Consider the following 15,520-nt stretch of genomic DNA (forward strand, 5'->3'; position numbering starts at 1 on the left):
GGACGTGGAACATCAAAACGCTGGATTCCCGCCTTCGCGGGAATGACGGCAAAGAGAAGAGAGATGGCAGGCGGACGCGAAATCAAAACCAAGATCAAGAGCGTGCAGAACACCCGCAAGGTGACGCGCGCGCTTGAAATGGTCTCGGCCTCCAAGATCCGCAAGGCACAGGACCGGATGAAGGCGTCGCGCCCGTACGCGCGCGCGATGAAGCAGTTGATCGGCCACCTGGCGCAGGCCAACACCGACTACCGCCATCCCTACCTCGTCCAGCGCGCCGACGTGAAGCGCGTCGGCTACGTGGTGGTGTCGTCCGACCGCGGCCTGGCCGGCGGCCTGAACAACAACATGTTCCGCAAGCTGCTGGTCGAGTTCCGCGCGCTGCAGGAGCAGGGCATCGAAGTCGACGTGGTCACCATCGGCCAGAAGGCGTCGGTGTTCTTCCGCCGCATCAAGGTCGGCATGCTGGCCTCGGTCACCCACCTCGGCGATGCGCCGAAGCTGGAGCAGCTGATCGGCGTGATCAAGGTGATGCTGGACGCGTACACCGACGGCAAGGTCGACAAGGTGTTCCTGGCCTACAACGACTTCGTCAACACCATGACGCAGAAGGCCACCTTCGACCAGCTGCTGCCGCTGCCGCCGGCGGAAACGCAGATGGCCAAGCACGAGTGGGATTACATCTACGAGCCGGACGCGGAGTCCGTGCTGGAACACGTGCTGACCCGCTACATCGAGTCGCTGGTGTACCAGGCGGTGATGGAGAACGTGGCTTCCGAGCATGCCGCGCGCATGGTCGCGATGAAGGCGGCAAGCGACAACGCCAGCAAGCTGATCGACACCCTGAACCTCGTCTACAACAAGGCGCGTCAGGCGGCGATCACCCAGGAAATTTCCGAGATCGTCGGCGGCGCCGCGGCGGTCTGACCCAAACATTCCTGTAGGAGCGGCACCAGCCGCGACCGGGAACTGATCGCGGCGGACGCCGCTCCTACAAAAGCAGCATTAGAGAGTCTTGAGGAAACAACCATGAGCAACCAGGGCAAGGTCGTACAGATCATCGGCGCGGTCGTCGACGTCGAATTCCCGCGCGAGAGCGTGCCGAGGGTGTACGACGCGCTGAAGGTGCAGAACACCGCCATCACGCTGGAAGTGCAGCAGCAGCTGGGCGACGGCGTGGTGCGCACCATCGCGCTCGGCTCGACCGACGGCCTGAAGCGCAACCTGATTGCCGAGAACACCGGCCGCGCGATCTCGGTGCCGGTCGGCATCGGCACGCTGGGCCGCATCATGGACGTGCTGGGCAACCCGATCGACGAGGCCGGTCCGGTCGCCGCCGACACCACCTGGGAAATCCACCGCGCCGCGCCGTCGTACGAAGACCAGGCCTCGACCACCGAGCTGCTGGAAACCGGCATCAAGGTGATCGACCTGATGTGCCCGTTCGCCAAGGGCGGCAAGGTCGGCCTGTTCGGCGGCGCCGGCGTGGGCAAGACCGTCAACATGATGGAGCTCATCAACAACATCGCCACCGAGCACAGCGGCCTGTCCGTGTTCGCCGGCGTGGGCGAGCGCACCCGCGAGGGCAACGACTTCTACCACGAGATGCAGGAGTCGGGCGTCGTCAACGTGCAGGAGCACGCCAAGTCCAAGGTGGCGATGGTCTACGGCCAGATGAACGAGCCGCCGGGCAACCGCCTGCGCGTGGCGCTGACCGGCCTGACCATGGCCGAGTACTTCCGCGACGAAGGCCGCGACGTGCTGCTGTTCGTGGACAACATCTACCGCTACACGCTGGCCGGTACCGAAGTGTCGGCGCTGCTGGGCCGCATGCCCTCGGCGGTGGGCTACCAGCCGACCCTAGCCGAGGAAATGGGCGTCCTGCAGGAGCGCATCACCTCCACCAAGACCGGTTCGATCACCTCGATCCAGGCCGTGTACGTGCCCGCGGACGACCTGACCGACCCGTCGCCGGCGACCACCTTCGCCCACCTCGACGCCACCGTCGTGCTGTCGCGCAACATCGCCTCGCTGGGCATCTACCCGGCGGTGGACCCGCTCGATTCGACCTCGCGCCAGCTGGACCCGAACGTGATCGGCAACGAGCACTACGAGACCGCGCGCCGCGTGCAGTCCACGCTCCAGAAGTACAAGGAGCTGAAGGACATCATCGCGATCCTGGGCATGGACGAGCTCTCCGAAGAGGACAAGCAGGCCGTGGCCCGCGCGCGCAAGATCGAGCGCTTCTTCAGCCAGCCGTTCCACGTGGCGGAAGTGTTCACCGGCTCGCCGGGCAAGTACGTGCCGCTGAAGGAAACCATCCGCGGCTTCAAGGGCATCGTCGACGGCGACTACGACCACCTGCCGGAGCAGGCGTTCTACATGGTCGGCTCGATCGAGGAAGCGGTCGAGAAGGCCAAGAAGATCGCCGCCTGAGCAGGCGCGGCATGAGGTAGGGCGGGCCGTCGGCCCGCCGATGCGGCACACCCACGGCGGGCCCCGGCCCGCCACATGGAATCGAAAGACATGGCATCCACCATCCGTTGCGACATCGTCAGCGCCGAAGCCGAGATCTTCCACGGCGAAGCCGAACTGGTCGTCGCCACCGGCGAGCTGGGCGAGCTGGGCATCGCGCCCAAGCACGCGCCGCTGATCACCCGCCTGAAGCCGGGCAAGGTCGTCGTGACCCTGCCGGGCGGTGAGAAGCTCGACTTCGCGATTTCCGGCGGCATGCTGGAAGTGCAGCCGACCGTGGTGACCGTGCTGGCCGACACCGCGGTTCGCGCCGACGAGATCGACGAAGCCGCGGTGCGCGCCGCCAAGGAAGAGGCCGAGCGCATCATCGCCCGTCGCGGCGAGGCGATGGAGATCGCCGAGGCGCAGCAGCGCCTGGCCGAAGTCACCGCGCAGCTGCAGGCGCTGGAGCGCCTGCGCAAGAACCTGCGCCACTGATCATCCGGCTTGCCGGTCGTCGAATGCAAAGCCCCGCGATGCGGGGCTTTTGCTTTTGCGCGGCGCTTGGCAGGATAGCGGGCCATCGTCGTTCATGCGTCGTATCCATGGCGGTGCGATGATCGCCACAGACGCCTTGTCAGGAGAGCCACCATGCGTTCCATCCGGATCCTCGCCTGCGCCCTGCTGGCCGCTGCCACGCTGGGGCTGTCCGCCTGCGCGACCGGCCCGATGGTGCGCACCGACTCCGATCCGACCGCGGATTTCGCCCAGTACCGCACCTGGGGGTTCTACCAGCCGATCGCGATGGAGCAGTCCGGCTACTCCAGCTGGATCTCCGAGCGCATCCGCGAGGACGTGCGCCGGGAAATGGAATCGCGCGGCTATCGTTACGCCGCCGAAGGCGCCGACCTGCTGGTCAATTTCCAGGGCGTGGTGGAGGACAAGACCGCCGTCTGGAGCATGCCGCGCAGCGACGTGCAGTGGTTCTACAGCTATCGCCACCGCAGCTACGTTGCCGTGCCGGTGTGGTACGACCAAACCCAGGTGAGCCGTTACCGCGAGGGGACGCTTACCGTCGATCTTGTCGACGGCAAGCGCAACCGCATGGTGTGGACCGCCGCAGCCAGCGCTCCGGTGCCCGGCAAGAAGATGCCCCCGGAAAAACGCATGGCCGAACTGGATCGCGCCATCGCGGCGATCTTTGCCAAGTATCCCCACCGGGCCACGCCGTAAGCGGCGGGCCGGCGGGGGCGGAAGCGGTGGCGGCCGGTTCGTGGCGGGCGCGACGCTGGCAGGTGGTCGCCCGGCGCCATCCGTCCGCGTTCCTGCTGGCGGCCCAGCTGCTCAGCCTGCTGGCCTATCCGCTGGTGGACGACGGCAGCGGCGGGCGCCTGCTGTTCGGTGCCGGCGCGCTGGTGGTGGTTCCGCTGGCGCTCTGGGTGGTGATGCGCAGCCCGCTGATCAACTGGATCGGCTGGCTGCTGGCGCTTCCGGCGATGGCGCTGACGGTGCTTGGGGTGTTGTTCGACTACCCGTCGTTGCTGCCGATCTCCGCGTCGCTGGAAGCGGCCCTGTACTTCTATGCCGCGGGCGGCTTGATCGCGTACATGCTCCGCGACCACAAGGTCACCTCCGACGAACTGTTCGCCGCGGGCGCGACCTTCACCCTGCTGGCCTGGGGATTCGGCTACGCCTACCTCGCCTGCCAAGCTTGGTATCCGGGCAGCTTCACCGGCATCGAGCCGGAGCGGCAACGTCGCTGGCTCGACCTGCTGTTCTACAGCTTCAGCAACCTGTCCGCGACCGGGCTGGGCGATACGCTGCCGGTGACCGCGCAAGCGAAGGTGCTGACCATGCTGGAGCAGTTCGCCGGGGTGGGCTACATCGCCACCGTGGTGTCGCGGCTGATCGGGTTGAGCATCGTCCGGGATGAAGTGCGCGGCTGAGGCGTCAGGGAAGGCCGGCCTGGAGCTTGCGGATGTCGGCGGTCAATGCTGAGAGGATGGGATGGTCGCTGCCTGCGGTGGCGCTTGCCAGTGCGTTGAGGAAGTTCTCGAGGTTGGTGCGGCGGGTCCACCACGCTGCCTGCGGGTCGGTTTCCGGGCGTGGGCCGAGGGCGGTGGCCAGGCCGTCCAGCCATGCCGAAACCGCTGCCCGGTCAAGATCGCCGCGCGCAATCAGGTAGGTGGCTGCGCGCGCGAGCCGGGTCGGCTCGCCGAAGGCGTAGCCGCGGTTGTCGGCAGGCATTGATTGCGCACCCACGGCGGCCAGCAACGCCATGGTTTGCGCCGGCTGCAGCGCCTTGTTCAAGGCCAGTTGCATGGCCCAGTCGGCGCCGTGGGCAACGCCGTGTCGCCAGCCCTCGCCATCGGCATAGCCGCGATAGTCGCGCACCGACCGCAGGTAGGCGGCGGCGGCATCCGCCATGCGTGCGCGCTGCCCCGGCGTCATCCACGGGCGGACGCGATCGGTGCGAGCCACTTCCGACAGCACCAGCGCCGCGAACGGCTTGCGGAAGCCGCTGGCGTCTTCGCCATCGAGGTGTGCCGAGAGTTTCCGTTCCAGCGTGCGCAGCGTGGCGTCGCCCAGGCGGTTGCCGCGCATCCAGGTGGAGAGCGCCTCGAAGGCGATGCCATCGCGCAGGAATGCGTCGCCCTCGCCCAGGCAGTCGGCCAGCGCAAGCGCGCGCACGTGGCGTTCGGCATCGTGGTCGATGGTGAAGCCGCTGGCTTTCCATCGATCGAGTGAAGCCTGGGCCTCGGTGGACAAGATGCAATGTGCCTGTGCCGGGATTGCGACCAGCCCGGCGAGCACGAGGGCGAAGACGGCATGCAGGCAGGTGCGGCGAATGGGCATGGCGAAGCCGGTGGATTGGGAGGAGATGCGCAGCGTATGCCGGCGCGGCGATGCAGGGATTGTCCCGATTTGTCGGAATGGCCGGGCCGCGCGTACTTGCGTGCATGGCGAGGGCCGCACGTATGATGCGGCTCCCAGTGGCCTGCACGCGACCACATGCCGCCATCCCGTCCGAACCCGACCGACGCGCCGCCGGTGAACCGCCTGCGGGTCGGAGAGTGCGTGGTCGATGTCTCGCTGCGTGAGGTCGTGCGCGCAGATGGCACCAAGACGCGGATTACCGTGAAATCGATGGCGGTGCTGCTGCTGTTGGCCGAGCGCTCGGGGCAGGTGGTGAGCCGCGAGGCGCTGCTGGACTCCGTGTGGGCGGGCACCCTGCCGACCGACGACGTGGTGACGCAGGCGGTCACCCTGCTGCGCAAGGCACTGGGTGACGATCGCGATGCGCCGGCCTACGTGGAAACCATTCCGAAGGCCGGCTATCGGTTACTGGCCAAGGTCGAATGGCAGTCGGATGCCGTTGGCGCGCCGATGTTGCCTGCTGCCCGCCGACGCCCGTGGCTATTTGTCATGCTGGTTGTGTTGGCGGTGATTGCGGCGACGTGGGGCATGCTGCATTGGCGCAAGCCATCGCCCGTGTCGCCGCCGCGAAGTGACGCCGCGCTGCCGGTCGATTTGCCCTACACCCTGCTGACTGCGCGCCCGGGCCCGGAAACCCAACCCGCGCTGTCGCCGGATGGCGCGCTGGTGGCGTACGCGATGCCGCCCGCCGAGTCCGATGGCGCGCCGGCGATTTTCCTGCAGGCGACGCAGCCCACGCCGCCGCGTCAGCTGACGACGCCTCCTGCCGATCATTCCGATCATCTCCCGCGCTGGTCGCCGGACGGGCGCCAGCTGATGTTTGCCCGCATCGACGAAGCGGGTGGCTGTGAGCTGTTGCTGATGCCGGCCAGCGGTGGTGCCACCCGCGCGGTCGGGCGCTGCGATCGCCTCAACGGCCGCTACGACTGGCTGCCCGACGGCAGCGGCATCGTCGCCGGGTTGAAGCTGGAGGGCGGGGGCCCTGCGCCGCTGTCGGTGCTGCGGCTGGACAGCGGGCAATGGCAGCCGATGCGGTATCCGGTCGGGGCCGGCGAAGCGGATTTCGATCCGCATTTCTCGCCGGACGGCACGCGGCTGGCGTTCCGTCGCGGCCTGAGCCATTCGGATCTGTGGGTGATGCCGGCGGCGGGAGGCGCGCCGACGCGGCTGACCCGGCTGCAGGGCAACATCACCGGTTGGGCCTGGACGCCGGATGGGCAGACGCTGTTGCTGGGCTTCCACGGCAATCCGTCGCTGCTGTTCCGGCACGACCTGGCCAGCGGCCGCACCCGGGCACTGGGCCGGTTCCCTGCCAGGAGCCTGGACGTTGCGGCGCGGCGTGGCGTGATGGTGTTCGCCGTCGACGATGCGCACACCGCGATGTTCCGTTACCCGTTGCCGCTGCGCACGGACGCCAATCCGGAAGCGCTGTTCCCCTCGACCGGGGATGACATGCTGCCGTCGCCTTCGCCGGACGGGACGCTGCTGGCGTTCCTGTCCGACCGCAGCCGTGAAGTGCGGTTATGGCTCGGCGCGCCGGGACAGCCCGGCCAATTGCGCATGATCGAAGGCATCACGCCGGTGGCGCGGCATCCGCCGCAATGGTCGGACGATGGACGCCGGCTGCTGGTGATCGGCGAAGCCGCTGTTGCCGGTGGTGGGCATCGGCCGCAGTTGCACGAGATCGATGTCGCCAGCGGCCGCGCGCGGGTGCTGGCGATCGCGGACGCGACGCCGTATTTCGCGCAATACCTGCCGGACGGCCGCCTGCTGCTGGTGGTGGATCGCGGCGCGGGGCGGCTGTCGCTGTGGATCGTGGCGTCGTCTTCGCCATCGCAGGTGGTTGCGGTGCTGGACGACGTGGGCGAAGCGCGCTTCGACCGCGACAGCGGGAACCTGTACTTCGTCCGCAGCGGGCAGCCGGGGCTGTGGCGAACCGGGCTGGAGCTGCGTGCGCCGGTGCAGGTGGACCCGCGCCAGCCGGCTGGCTATTGGTTGCGTCGCTGGGGCGTGCTGGACGGCCGGCCGTTTGCCCTGCGCACGGCCGCGCCGGCGTGCCTGGCGAACTGGCACTGGCTGGGCGAGGGCGGGCCGGCCGATCCCGGCTGCCTCGACCGGGAGCGGCGCGGGGTGCCATCGCTGGCGCTGATGGCGTCCGGCGATGGCAAATGGCTCTACGCGAGCATGACGACGGGGCTGGAGAACAGCGACATCGGCCTGATGGATCTCGATGCGTTGGCGGCGGCTGGTGCTGCAACGCGTTGATTCAAAAGCATTCGGAAAAATTTCGGGTGACTTTCGCCGGGATTTCCTGACCGCCGGGTAGTGCCGGCGCAGTGATGGCGGCCGAGCCTTCGACAGGAGCCGGCCGTGTCTTCCATTTCCCCATTCATTGGGCCGGTGCCGGCGCGCGCCGCGCCGACTGCCGGCCGGCTGCATCTCACGGTGGTTGCCGGCGCGCGGGCGCTGGCGGCATCCGCGCATGCGGCCGTGTTCTGGCTGGTGCTGCGCGGCCAGGTGGAAGTGCGGGCGAAGGAGGGTGATTTCCTGCTCGGGCCGGGCGACTGGATCGCGCTCGACGGCGATTCGGCGCCGCATGCCCTGGGGCGCGCCGGCACCCTGCTGCTTGGCGCTGATCTCGATCCGGACCTGAAGCGTCGGTGGGGCGGGATGCTGCTGTTTCCGGCGCGCGGCCGGATGCCTGCACGTGCGCGCGGCCATGCGTTCCGGTCCTGGCGGGCGAACGGTGCCTTCGAGGACGATCATCCGGGCAGCGGCGTGGGCGGTGGCGCGTTGCTGGAGTTCCTCGCCGACCTGCAGGCGGACCTCATCGGTCGCATCGATCGTTGCCCGGGGCATTCGGACCGGCGCAGGCGGCAGGTGATGGTGCGCATGCAGCGCGCGCGGCTGTGCCTGGAAGGCCGGATGGACGGCGGCCTGCGCATCGGTGAACTGGCCCGGCGCATCCATTTTTCGCCGTGGTATTTCAGCAAGGTGTTCCAGGCCCTGTACGACATCGGGCCGCTGCAGTTTTCCGTGCGGATGCGGCTGGAGCACGCGCACCGGCTGCTGGCGACCACCTGCCTGCCGGTGACGGAGGTGTCGGCGGCCTGCGGCTTCGACAATCCGTGCAGCTTCGCGCGCGCGTTTCGCGCGCGCTTCGGGATGAGTGCCTCCGAATACCGCCTGCGCCATGCTCGGGGTGGCGATGCCGCGCCACGGAAGCGCGCATGCGTGGCGTCCCCGGCTTGCATGCGGGGCGGGCGATGAGCCGGTTCCGCTATTCCGCCGCCTGCAAGGTCGAGGCGGTGCGCCGGGTGGTGGAGGACGGCTTCCGCGTTTGCGACGTGGCTTGCGCGCTGGGGGTCAGCGAAGGCTCGCTGTTCTTCTGGGTGCGCCGCTACCGGCAGTTCGCCCGCCGCGAGCACGCGCGCTCCGCTGGAATGCTGCCGCGTGCGTCGCGTCCGGCCGTCGATTCGCAGCGTGATACCGGAAGCCTCGTTGCCTGGCTGCGGCATGCGGATGCGGCAGCCGCGCCGTCGCGCAATCCGCCAATTCCGGCAAAGCAGCCGGACATGCCGCGCACCTAGCATCGAATCGTTAAAAAATCCTGAAGCCGCATCAATGCGGCATCGGGTTCACCACCACCATCACGCTGGAGAACCGAAGTGAAAAGCATCCGCCGTTCCAATCGCTGCCATCGCAAGGCGCTCGCCCTCGCCGTGGCCCTGTGCTTCGCCGCCGGCGCGCAGGCGCAGACCAATACCTCCGGCGCGGTGACCGGCCGCGCCGCGTCTGGCGACACCATCACCATCAGCAATCCGGCGACCGGCTTCAGCCGCACGATCACGGTGGGCGCGGACGGCAGCTATCGCTTCGCCCAGTTGCCGACCGGGCAGTACCAGCTGAGCCGCAACGGCGGCGCGGTGCGCGGCGTGACCGTCAACGTCGGCACCGCGAGCAGCGTCGACTTCGCCACCAGTGGCGATGCCACTACGCTGGACGCGGTGACCGTGGTCGGCAGCGGCGCGGTGAATCCCATCGACGTGTCTTCGGTCGAATCCACCACAATCATGACCGAGGCGCAGATCGACCGCCTGCCGGTGGGGCGCGACGCCACCAGCGTGGCGCTGCTGGCGCCGGGCACGGTGCGCGGCGACGGCCGCTTCGGCAACCTGGCCTCGTTCGGTGGCGCGTCGGTGGCCGAGAACGTCTATTACGTCAACGGCTTCAATGTCACCAACATCGTCAAGGGCCTGGCCTTCAGCGAGATTCCGTTCGAGGCGTTGCAGGAGCAGCAGGTCAAGACCGGCGGCTATGGCGCCGAGTTCGGGCGCTCGCTGGGCGGCGTGATCAACATGATCACCAAGCGCGGCACCAACGACTGGAAGTTCGGCGGCAACGTCTACTGGAGCCCGGGATCGCTGGCCAGCGGTGCGCGCTTCGCCTACGACCCGCAGCGCGACGGCAGCTATACCGTCGAGGAAGGCGGCACGCAGGACGCGCTGCGCTACAACCTGTATGCCAGCGGCCCGCTGGTGAAGGACAGGCTGTTCGTGTTCGCCCTGTACCAGGGCCAGAAGAACGACGCCGACCAGATCTTCGAAGGCGGCAGCGGCAAGGTCCGGGAGGATTCGCCGCAGGGCCTGGTGAAACTGGACTGGCAGATCAGCGACAACCACAGCCTGGAGTTCACCACGTTCCGCGACACGCTGGAAACCAACACGGTGAACTACCAGCGCGCGGCCGGTGACCTCGGCCTGGGTGGCGGCACCGAGAACGGCCGCGGCTATGCGAAGACCGGTGGCGAGAACCACGTCCTGCGCTGGACCGGCTACATGACCGACAACCTCACGCTCTCGGCGCTGTACGGGCGCGGTGAGTATTCGCGCGCGGCCACCGACACCAATTCCGTGGACTGCCCGATCGTGATCGATGCGCGCACCTCCGCCACGGTCGGGCCGCTGGGCGTGGCCGGTTGCTGGATCGGCGGCGGTATCGTGAGCGACCCCAATGCCGGCGACGTGCGTAAGGCCTGGCGCTTCGACGGCGAGTGGGCGCTGGGCGACCACCTGGTGCGCTTCGGCGTGGACCGCGAGGAGTTCTCGACGGTGGACGGCAACGTGTACTCCGGCACCAGCCACGAGCCGGAGACGCCCGGCGGCGTGTTCTGGCGCTATTCCAACGTGCTGCCCGGCCAGGCGTTGCCCGGTAACGGCGCAATCGTGCCGGGCGGCGTCACCGAGATCGTGCGCCTGCGCTATTTCGAGAACGGCGGCAATTTCGTGACCAAGAACAGTGCCTGGTACCTCGAGGACAACTGGAGCGTCACCGACAACTTCCTTGCCTATGTCGGCATCCGCAACGAGTCGTTCACCAACCTCAACTCGCTGGGTGGTGCCTTCATCGACGTGAAGAACACCTGGGCACCGCGGCTGGGCTTTTCCTGGAACGTGCGTGGTGATTCCAGCCTGAAGGTGTTCGGCAACGCGGGCCGCTATTACATCCCGGTCTATGCGAACACCAACGTCCGCCTGGCCGGCTCCGAACTCGATTACATCGAGTACTACACCTTCAGCGGGATCGATCCGGCTACCGGTGCGCCGACGCTCGGCACCAAGCTGGGGGATCGCTTCCACAACAGTGAGGGCGGGGTGCCCGATCCGAAGGGCGTGGTGGACAACGAACTGACCCCGATGTACCAGGACGAGTACATCGTGGGCATGCAAATGGCGCTGGGCGAAAAATGGTCGCTGGGCGTGCGTGGCATCCACCGCAGCCTGAAGTCGGGCATGGACGACGTGTGCGACGGTGCCGGCGCGCAGGCGTGGGCGGCGGCGAACGGCTTCACGCCGGGCGAGGCGCAGGCGATCCGCGACGCCATCGATCATTGCTTCCTCACCAACCCGGGCAAGGACCTGTCGATCAACGCCGACCTGAAGGGCGATGGCCAACTGGTGCGCGTGGACGTGCCGGCGTCGGCGCTGGGCTTCCCGCTGGCCAAGCGCAAGTACACCGCGCTGGAAGTGTTCGCGGAGCGCTCGTGGGACGACAAGTGGTCGCTGCAGGCGTCCTACACCTGGGCCAAGAGCATCGGCAACACCGAGGGCTACGTGCGCTCCGACAACGGCCAGGACGATGCCGGCATCACCTCGTCGTTCGATTTCCCCGGTCTGATGGACGGCAGCTACGGCTACCTGCCGAACGACCGCCGCCACAGCCTGAAGGTGTTCGGTGCGTACAAGCTGGCCGAGGAATGGACGCTGGGCGCGAACCTGCTGATCCAGAGCGGGCGTCCGTACAACTGCTTCGGCGTGTACCCGGACAGCGGGCCCAATCCGACTGCGGGTGACTATGGCGCGGAGTCGTTCTACTGCGGCTATTACCATCCGGGCACCGGCGGCGGCAATTACCAGTCCTACCTGAAGCCGCGCGGCACGGCTGGCCGGGTTGGCTGGGCGCACGAGTTCGACCTGCGCCTGACCTATGACCCGGCCTGGGCGGAAGGCCTGAAGATGAGCATGGCCGTGCGCAACGTGCTGGACAGCAAGGACCATTACCGCGTGCAGGACGTGCGCGATGACGGCACCGCCGGCGCGCCGCTCTCGACCTACCTGCATCCGCGCGGCTTCGTCGCGCCGCGCGCGGTGACGTTCTCGGTGCAGTACGACTTCTGAGCGCAGCGTCCAGCGCCCCGGGAAACAAAAACCGCCGGCAGATCCTGCCGGCGGTTTTTTTCATCGTGGATCGCCGGGCGGGGCGCGGCGGTTAGAACTTGGGCTTGTCGTCGCTCGCCTGGTAGCGCGCCATCGCCTCGACGATGATCTGCTTGGCCTCGGCGCTGCCGCCCCAGCCGTCCAGCTTCACCCACTTGCCGTCTTCGAGGTCCTTGTAGTGCTCGAAGAAGTGGCCGATGCGCTGCAGCCAGTGCTTGCTGACCTTTTCGATGTCATCGATGTGGCTGTAGCCGGCGAACACCTTGTCGATCGGCACGGCGAGCAGTTTCTCGTCGCTGCCGGCCTCATCGCTCATCTTCAGCACGCCGACCGGGCGGCAGCGGATCACCGAGCCCGGCACCAGCGGCAGCGGCAGGATCACCAGCACGTCGGCCGGGTCGCCGTCGCCGCAGACGGTGTAGGGCACGTAGCCGTAGTTGCACGGATAGCGCATCGGGGTGGACAGGATGCGGTCCACGAAGATCGCGCCGGAGGCCTTGTCGACCTCGTACTTGACCGGCTCGGCGTCCTTCGGGATTTCGATGATGACGTTGATTTCTTCCGGCGGGTTCTTGCCGGTGGGGACGAGGTCCAGGCCCATGTGGGTTGCTCCGACGTGCGTGCCGCACCCGGCAGGGCGCGGCGGTGGATAGAGGGGGGAGGCCTCGCATTTTACCTGCTGCGCGGGGCGCCGGCGCGCACGCGAAGAAGGGCCGGGATGGAGCCTGTATCCTTGCAGCGCCCTCCGCCGACGCTTTCGCGGCGTGGCCCGGGCGGATCCGCACCGCTTCAGGATGCTTCCGATGACGCAAAACCTCCGCATCGCAATGGCGCAGTTCGATTTCCCGGTCGGCGATGTCGCCGGGAACGCGGCGCGCATCGCCGAGATGATCGCCTTCGCCCGCGACGAATACGCCGCCGACCTGGTGCTGTTCCCCGAGCTGGCGCTGTCCGGCTATCCGCCGGAAGACCTGCTGCTGCGGCCGGCATTCCTGCGTGCCTGCGAGGCGGCGATGGCGGACATCGCGGCGCAGGCGCGCGGCATCGTCGCGGTGGTGGGCTGGCCGCAGGCGGCCGGCAGCGTGGTTTACAACGCCGCCAGCGTGCTGCGTGACGGCGCTATCGAGGCGACCTACCGCAAGCGCGAGCTGCCGAACTACGCGGTGTTCGACGAACGCCGCTGGTTCGACGTCGACCCCGACCGCGAGGACTGCGTGTTCGAGGTCAACGGCACCCGGGTCGGCCTGGTGATCTGCGAGGACCTGTGGTTCGCCGAACCCATCGCCTCCACCGTCGCCGCCGGCGCGCGGCTGGTGCTGGTGCCCAACGCCTCGCCCTACGAGCACGACAAGCACGCCGAGCGCGACGCCCTGCTGGCGCAGCGCGCCGGCGAGACCGGTGCCGCATTCGCCTACCTCAACCTGGTCGGGGGGCAGGACGCGCTGGTGTTCGATGGCGCCTCGGTGGTGGCGGATGGCGACGGCAACGTGCATCCGGCCGCGCTGGCGTTCGACGAGCAGTGGCTGGTGGTGGACTTCGATCCCGCGATGCGCCGCTTCGCTCCGCTGCAGTGGACGGTGGACGGCGACGAGAGCCGCGATGCGCTGGCCTGGCGCGCGGTGGTGCGCGGGACCCGCGACTACTGCCGCAAGAACGGCTTCGACAAGGTCTGGCTGGGGCTTTCAGGCGGGATCGACTCGGCGCTGGTGCTGGCGATCGCCGCCGACGCGCTGGGCGCGGAGAACGTCACCGCGGTACGGATGCCGTCGCGCTATACCGCCGATCTTTCCAACGACCTGGCGCGCGAGCAGTGCGATGCGCTGGGTGTGGCGATGGTGACCCTGCCGATCGAGAAGCCGTTCCAGGGGTATCTGGAGGCGCTTGGGCAGGTGTTCGCCGGCCAGCCGGCGGATGTCACCGAGGAGAACCTGCAGTCGCGGGTGCGCGGCGCGCTGATGATGGCGCTGTCCAACAAGTTCGGCGGGCTGCTGCTGACCACCGGCAACAAGAGCGAGTACGCGGTCGGCTACGCCACCATCTACGGCGACATGTGCGGCGGCTATGCCCCGCTGAAGGATCTGTACAAGACCGAGGTGTTCGCGCTGGCGCGCTGGCGCAACACGGTGGGGGACCGGGTCATCCCGCAGGCGGTGATCGACCGGCCGCCGTCCGCGGAGCTGCGCGAGAACCAGCGTGACCAGGATTCGCTGCCGCCCTACGACGTGCTGGACGCGATCCTGCAGCGGCACGTCGACCAGGAGCAGGGGCGCGCCGAGATCGTGGCCGCCGGTTTCGATGCCGCCACCGTGGACAAGGTGCTGCGGCTGGTGCGGATCGGCGAGTGGAAGCGCCACCAGGCCGCGCCCGGGCCGAAGGTCAGCCGGCGCGCGTTCGGGCGCGAGCGTCGCTATCCGGTCAGCAGCGGCTGGCGCGAGTAAGCGAAAGGGGTCAGCCTGCGTGCCGCTGGCTCAGCGCGACTCGCCGGTGAACGGGTTCAGCCGCTTGAGCATGCTCGGATCCTTCGGCCAGTGGCCGGCCAGCCACGGGTGCTGCGGATCGTTCTGTTCCAGCACGCGCCTAGCGTCGGCGGCCAGCACGGTATTGCCCAGCCGCGTGTAGGCTTCGCCCAGCAGCGCCACGGCGTCATTCTGGTATTCGCTCTGCGGGTAGGTTTCCAGCAGGTAGGTGGCGCGGTCGGCGGCCGACACCCAGGCGCCGCGGCGCAGGTAGTACAGGCCGGTGTTCATCTCGAAGCGGGCGAACTCGTTGCGCAGGAACACCATGCGCTGGCGGGCATCGCCGGCATAGGCACTGTTGGGGTAGCGGGTGGCGACGGTATTGAAGTCCGCGTAGGCCTGTTGCGGCGCGGCCAGGTCGCGTGTGCTGGTGTCGAGGTTGAAGGCGCGCGCCATGAACACCGTGTTGCGCGCCATGTTGGACAGGCCGCGCAGGTAGTACAGGTAGGCGATGTTGCGGTGGGTCGGGTAGGTGCGGATGAAGCGGTCGATGGTGGAGATCGCGTCCTCGTGCTTGCCGGCCTTGTACTGGGCATACGCCTGCTCCATCAGCGCCTGCTCGGTGAACGGGCCGTAGGGATACTGCGCGATCAGCCGCCCGAAGACCTCGCTGGCGTTGGCCCAGCGGCCCATCTGCATGTTGTCGTGGGCGCGGTCGTAGAGCTCGCCCACCGGCAGGCCCTCGTTCTTGTTCTTGTCCTTGAACATCGTCTTGATGCCGGAGCAGCCGGTGACGGCGACCACGAGCGCGAATGCAAGGGCGGGGCGCAGCAGAGCGGAACGCTGGATCATGGGCATCAAACGGGCGCCGGGGGCATGAAGGCTGGATAATACCAGCCCCCGGCTTCGATCTAGCCCGGGCGCTTCCCGCCGTTGCCGGCGGCTTACGGAACCCCC

The 15,520-nt window shown here is 68.1% G+C and carries 13 protein-coding genes; 10 read left to right on the forward strand and 3 right to left on the reverse strand.

The genetic code is table 11. The features are described from left to right. The first annotated feature begins 63 nt into the window (after window positions 1-63). From atpG to SPK54_RS04045, 5 genes are all read left to right on the forward strand, one after another. Entirely contained in the window at window positions 64-927 is an 864-nt protein-coding gene (atpG, locus tag SPK54_RS04025) for a F0F1 ATP synthase subunit gamma (protein WP_190280198.1), read from the forward strand. A 102-nt stretch (window positions 928-1,029) separates the two neighbouring features. Next, window positions 1,030-2,436 carry a F0F1 ATP synthase subunit beta gene (gene atpD / locus SPK54_RS04030; RefSeq protein WP_330946641.1) on the forward strand — a complete coding sequence of 469 codons (1,407 nt, stop codon included), beginning with the start codon at window positions 1,030-1,032 and terminating at the stop codon, window positions 2,434-2,436. Between the two features lie 90 nt (window positions 2,437-2,526). Beyond that, a complete protein-coding gene (locus tag SPK54_RS04035; RefSeq protein WP_330946642.1) occupies window positions 2,527-2,952 on the forward strand; it encodes a F0F1 ATP synthase subunit epsilon in 426 nt (141 codons plus the stop codon). 153 nt (window positions 2,953-3,105) lie between these two features. Continuing rightward, window positions 3,106-3,687 (forward strand): DUF4136 domain-containing protein, encoded by a 582-nt coding sequence (locus SPK54_RS04040; protein ID WP_330946643.1) that lies wholly within the window; start codon window positions 3,106-3,108, stop codon window positions 3,685-3,687. Between the two features lie 26 nt (window positions 3,688-3,713). Next, window positions 3,714-4,400: a potassium channel family protein gene (locus SPK54_RS04045; protein WP_330946644.1), complete on the forward strand. Its 687-nt coding sequence runs from the start codon at window positions 3,714-3,716 to the stop codon at window positions 4,398-4,400. Window positions 4,401-4,404: 4 nt separating this feature from the next. Here the strand turns inward: SPK54_RS04045 and SPK54_RS04050 are convergent, their stop codons facing one another. Then, the gene (locus SPK54_RS04050; RefSeq protein ID WP_330946645.1) at window positions 4,405-5,310 is read right to left on the reverse strand and encodes a DUF2785 domain-containing protein; all 906 of its coding nucleotides are present in this window, start codon (window positions 5,308-5,310) and stop codon (window positions 4,405-4,407) included. A 156-nt stretch (window positions 5,311-5,466) separates the two neighbouring features. On the opposite strand from SPK54_RS04050, the gene SPK54_RS04055 reads away from it, so the two are divergent. The 4 genes from SPK54_RS04055 (at window position 5,467) to SPK54_RS04070 (ending at window position 12,068) form a co-directional block, all read left to right on the forward strand. Then, window positions 5,467-7,656 carry a winged helix-turn-helix domain-containing protein gene (locus SPK54_RS04055; protein ID WP_330946646.1) on the forward strand — a complete coding sequence of 730 codons (2,190 nt, stop codon included), beginning with the start codon at window positions 5,467-5,469 and terminating at the stop codon, window positions 7,654-7,656. 135 nt (window positions 7,657-7,791) lie between these two features. Next, window positions 7,792-8,661 carry a helix-turn-helix transcriptional regulator gene (locus SPK54_RS04060; RefSeq protein ID WP_330946647.1) on the forward strand — a complete coding sequence of 290 codons (870 nt, stop codon included), beginning with the start codon at window positions 7,792-7,794 and terminating at the stop codon, window positions 8,659-8,661. Then, window positions 8,658-8,981, forward strand: a complete 324-nt coding sequence (locus SPK54_RS04065) for a transposase (RefSeq protein ID WP_330946648.1) — start codon at window positions 8,658-8,660, stop codon at window positions 8,979-8,981. The genes SPK54_RS04060 and SPK54_RS04065 overlap by 4 nt, the downstream gene beginning before the upstream one ends. A gap of 78 nt (window positions 8,982-9,059) precedes the next feature. Continuing rightward, the gene (locus SPK54_RS04070) at window positions 9,060-12,068 is read left to right on the forward strand and encodes a TonB-dependent receptor (RefSeq protein ID WP_330946649.1); all 3,009 of its coding nucleotides are present in this window, start codon (window positions 9,060-9,062) and stop codon (window positions 12,066-12,068) included. Window positions 12,069-12,159: 91 nt separating this feature from the next. On the opposite strand, the gene ppa is transcribed toward SPK54_RS04070, so the two are convergent. Then, window positions 12,160-12,708, reverse strand: coding sequence for an inorganic diphosphatase (gene ppa / locus SPK54_RS04075; RefSeq protein ID WP_330946650.1), 549 nt, complete (start codon window positions 12,706-12,708; stop codon window positions 12,160-12,162). Window positions 12,709-12,910: 202 nt separating this feature from the next. On the opposite strand from ppa, the gene SPK54_RS04080 reads away from it, so the two are divergent. After that, window positions 12,911-14,545: an NAD+ synthase gene (locus tag SPK54_RS04080; protein ID WP_330946651.1), complete on the forward strand. Its 1,635-nt coding sequence runs from the start codon at window positions 12,911-12,913 to the stop codon at window positions 14,543-14,545. Between the two features lie 30 nt (window positions 14,546-14,575). On the opposite strand, the gene SPK54_RS04085 is transcribed toward SPK54_RS04080, so the two are convergent. After that, window positions 14,576-15,415, reverse strand: coding sequence for an outer membrane protein assembly factor BamD (locus tag SPK54_RS04085; RefSeq protein ID WP_330946652.1), 840 nt, complete (start codon window positions 15,413-15,415; stop codon window positions 14,576-14,578). Window positions 15,416-15,520: the final 105 nt, after the last annotated feature.

It is taken from the genome of Thermomonas sp. LB-4 (genome assembly GCF_036409385.1).
GTDB lineage: Bacteria > Pseudomonadota > Gammaproteobacteria > Xanthomonadales > Xanthomonadaceae > Thermomonas.

What these genes read in the sequence shown, in the direction of transcription:
- atpG (WP_190280198.1), top strand. Translation starts at nt 64, where the DNA reads ATGGCAGGCGGACGCGAAATCAAAACCAAGATCAAGAGCGTGCAGAAC.
- atpD (WP_330946641.1), top strand. Translation starts at nt 1,030, where the DNA reads ATGAGCAACCAGGGCAAGGTCGTACAGATCATCGGCGCGGTCGTCGAC.
- SPK54_RS04035 (WP_330946642.1), top strand. Translation starts at nt 2,527, where the DNA reads ATGGCATCCACCATCCGTTGCGACATCGTCAGCGCCGAAGCCGAGATC.
- SPK54_RS04040 (WP_330946643.1), top strand. Translation starts at nt 3,106, where the DNA reads ATGCGTTCCATCCGGATCCTCGCCTGCGCCCTGCTGGCCGCTGCCACG.
- SPK54_RS04050 (WP_330946645.1), bottom strand. Translation starts at nt 5,310, where the DNA reads ATGCCCATTCGCCGCACCTGCCTGCATGCCGTCTTCGCCCTCGTGCTC.
- SPK54_RS04055 (WP_330946646.1), top strand. Translation starts at nt 5,467, where the DNA reads ATGCCGCCATCCCGTCCGAACCCGACCGACGCGCCGCCGGTGAACCGC.
- SPK54_RS04065 (WP_330946648.1), top strand. Translation starts at nt 8,658, where the DNA reads ATGAGCCGGTTCCGCTATTCCGCCGCCTGCAAGGTCGAGGCGGTGCGC.
- ppa (WP_330946650.1), bottom strand. Translation starts at nt 12,708, where the DNA reads ATGGGCCTGGACCTCGTCCCCACCGGCAAGAACCCGCCGGAAGAAATC.
- SPK54_RS04080 (WP_330946651.1), top strand. Translation starts at nt 12,911, where the DNA reads ATGACGCAAAACCTCCGCATCGCAATGGCGCAGTTCGATTTCCCGGTC.
- SPK54_RS04085 (WP_330946652.1), bottom strand. Translation starts at nt 15,415, where the DNA reads ATGATCCAGCGTTCCGCTCTGCTGCGCCCCGCCCTTGCATTCGCGCTC.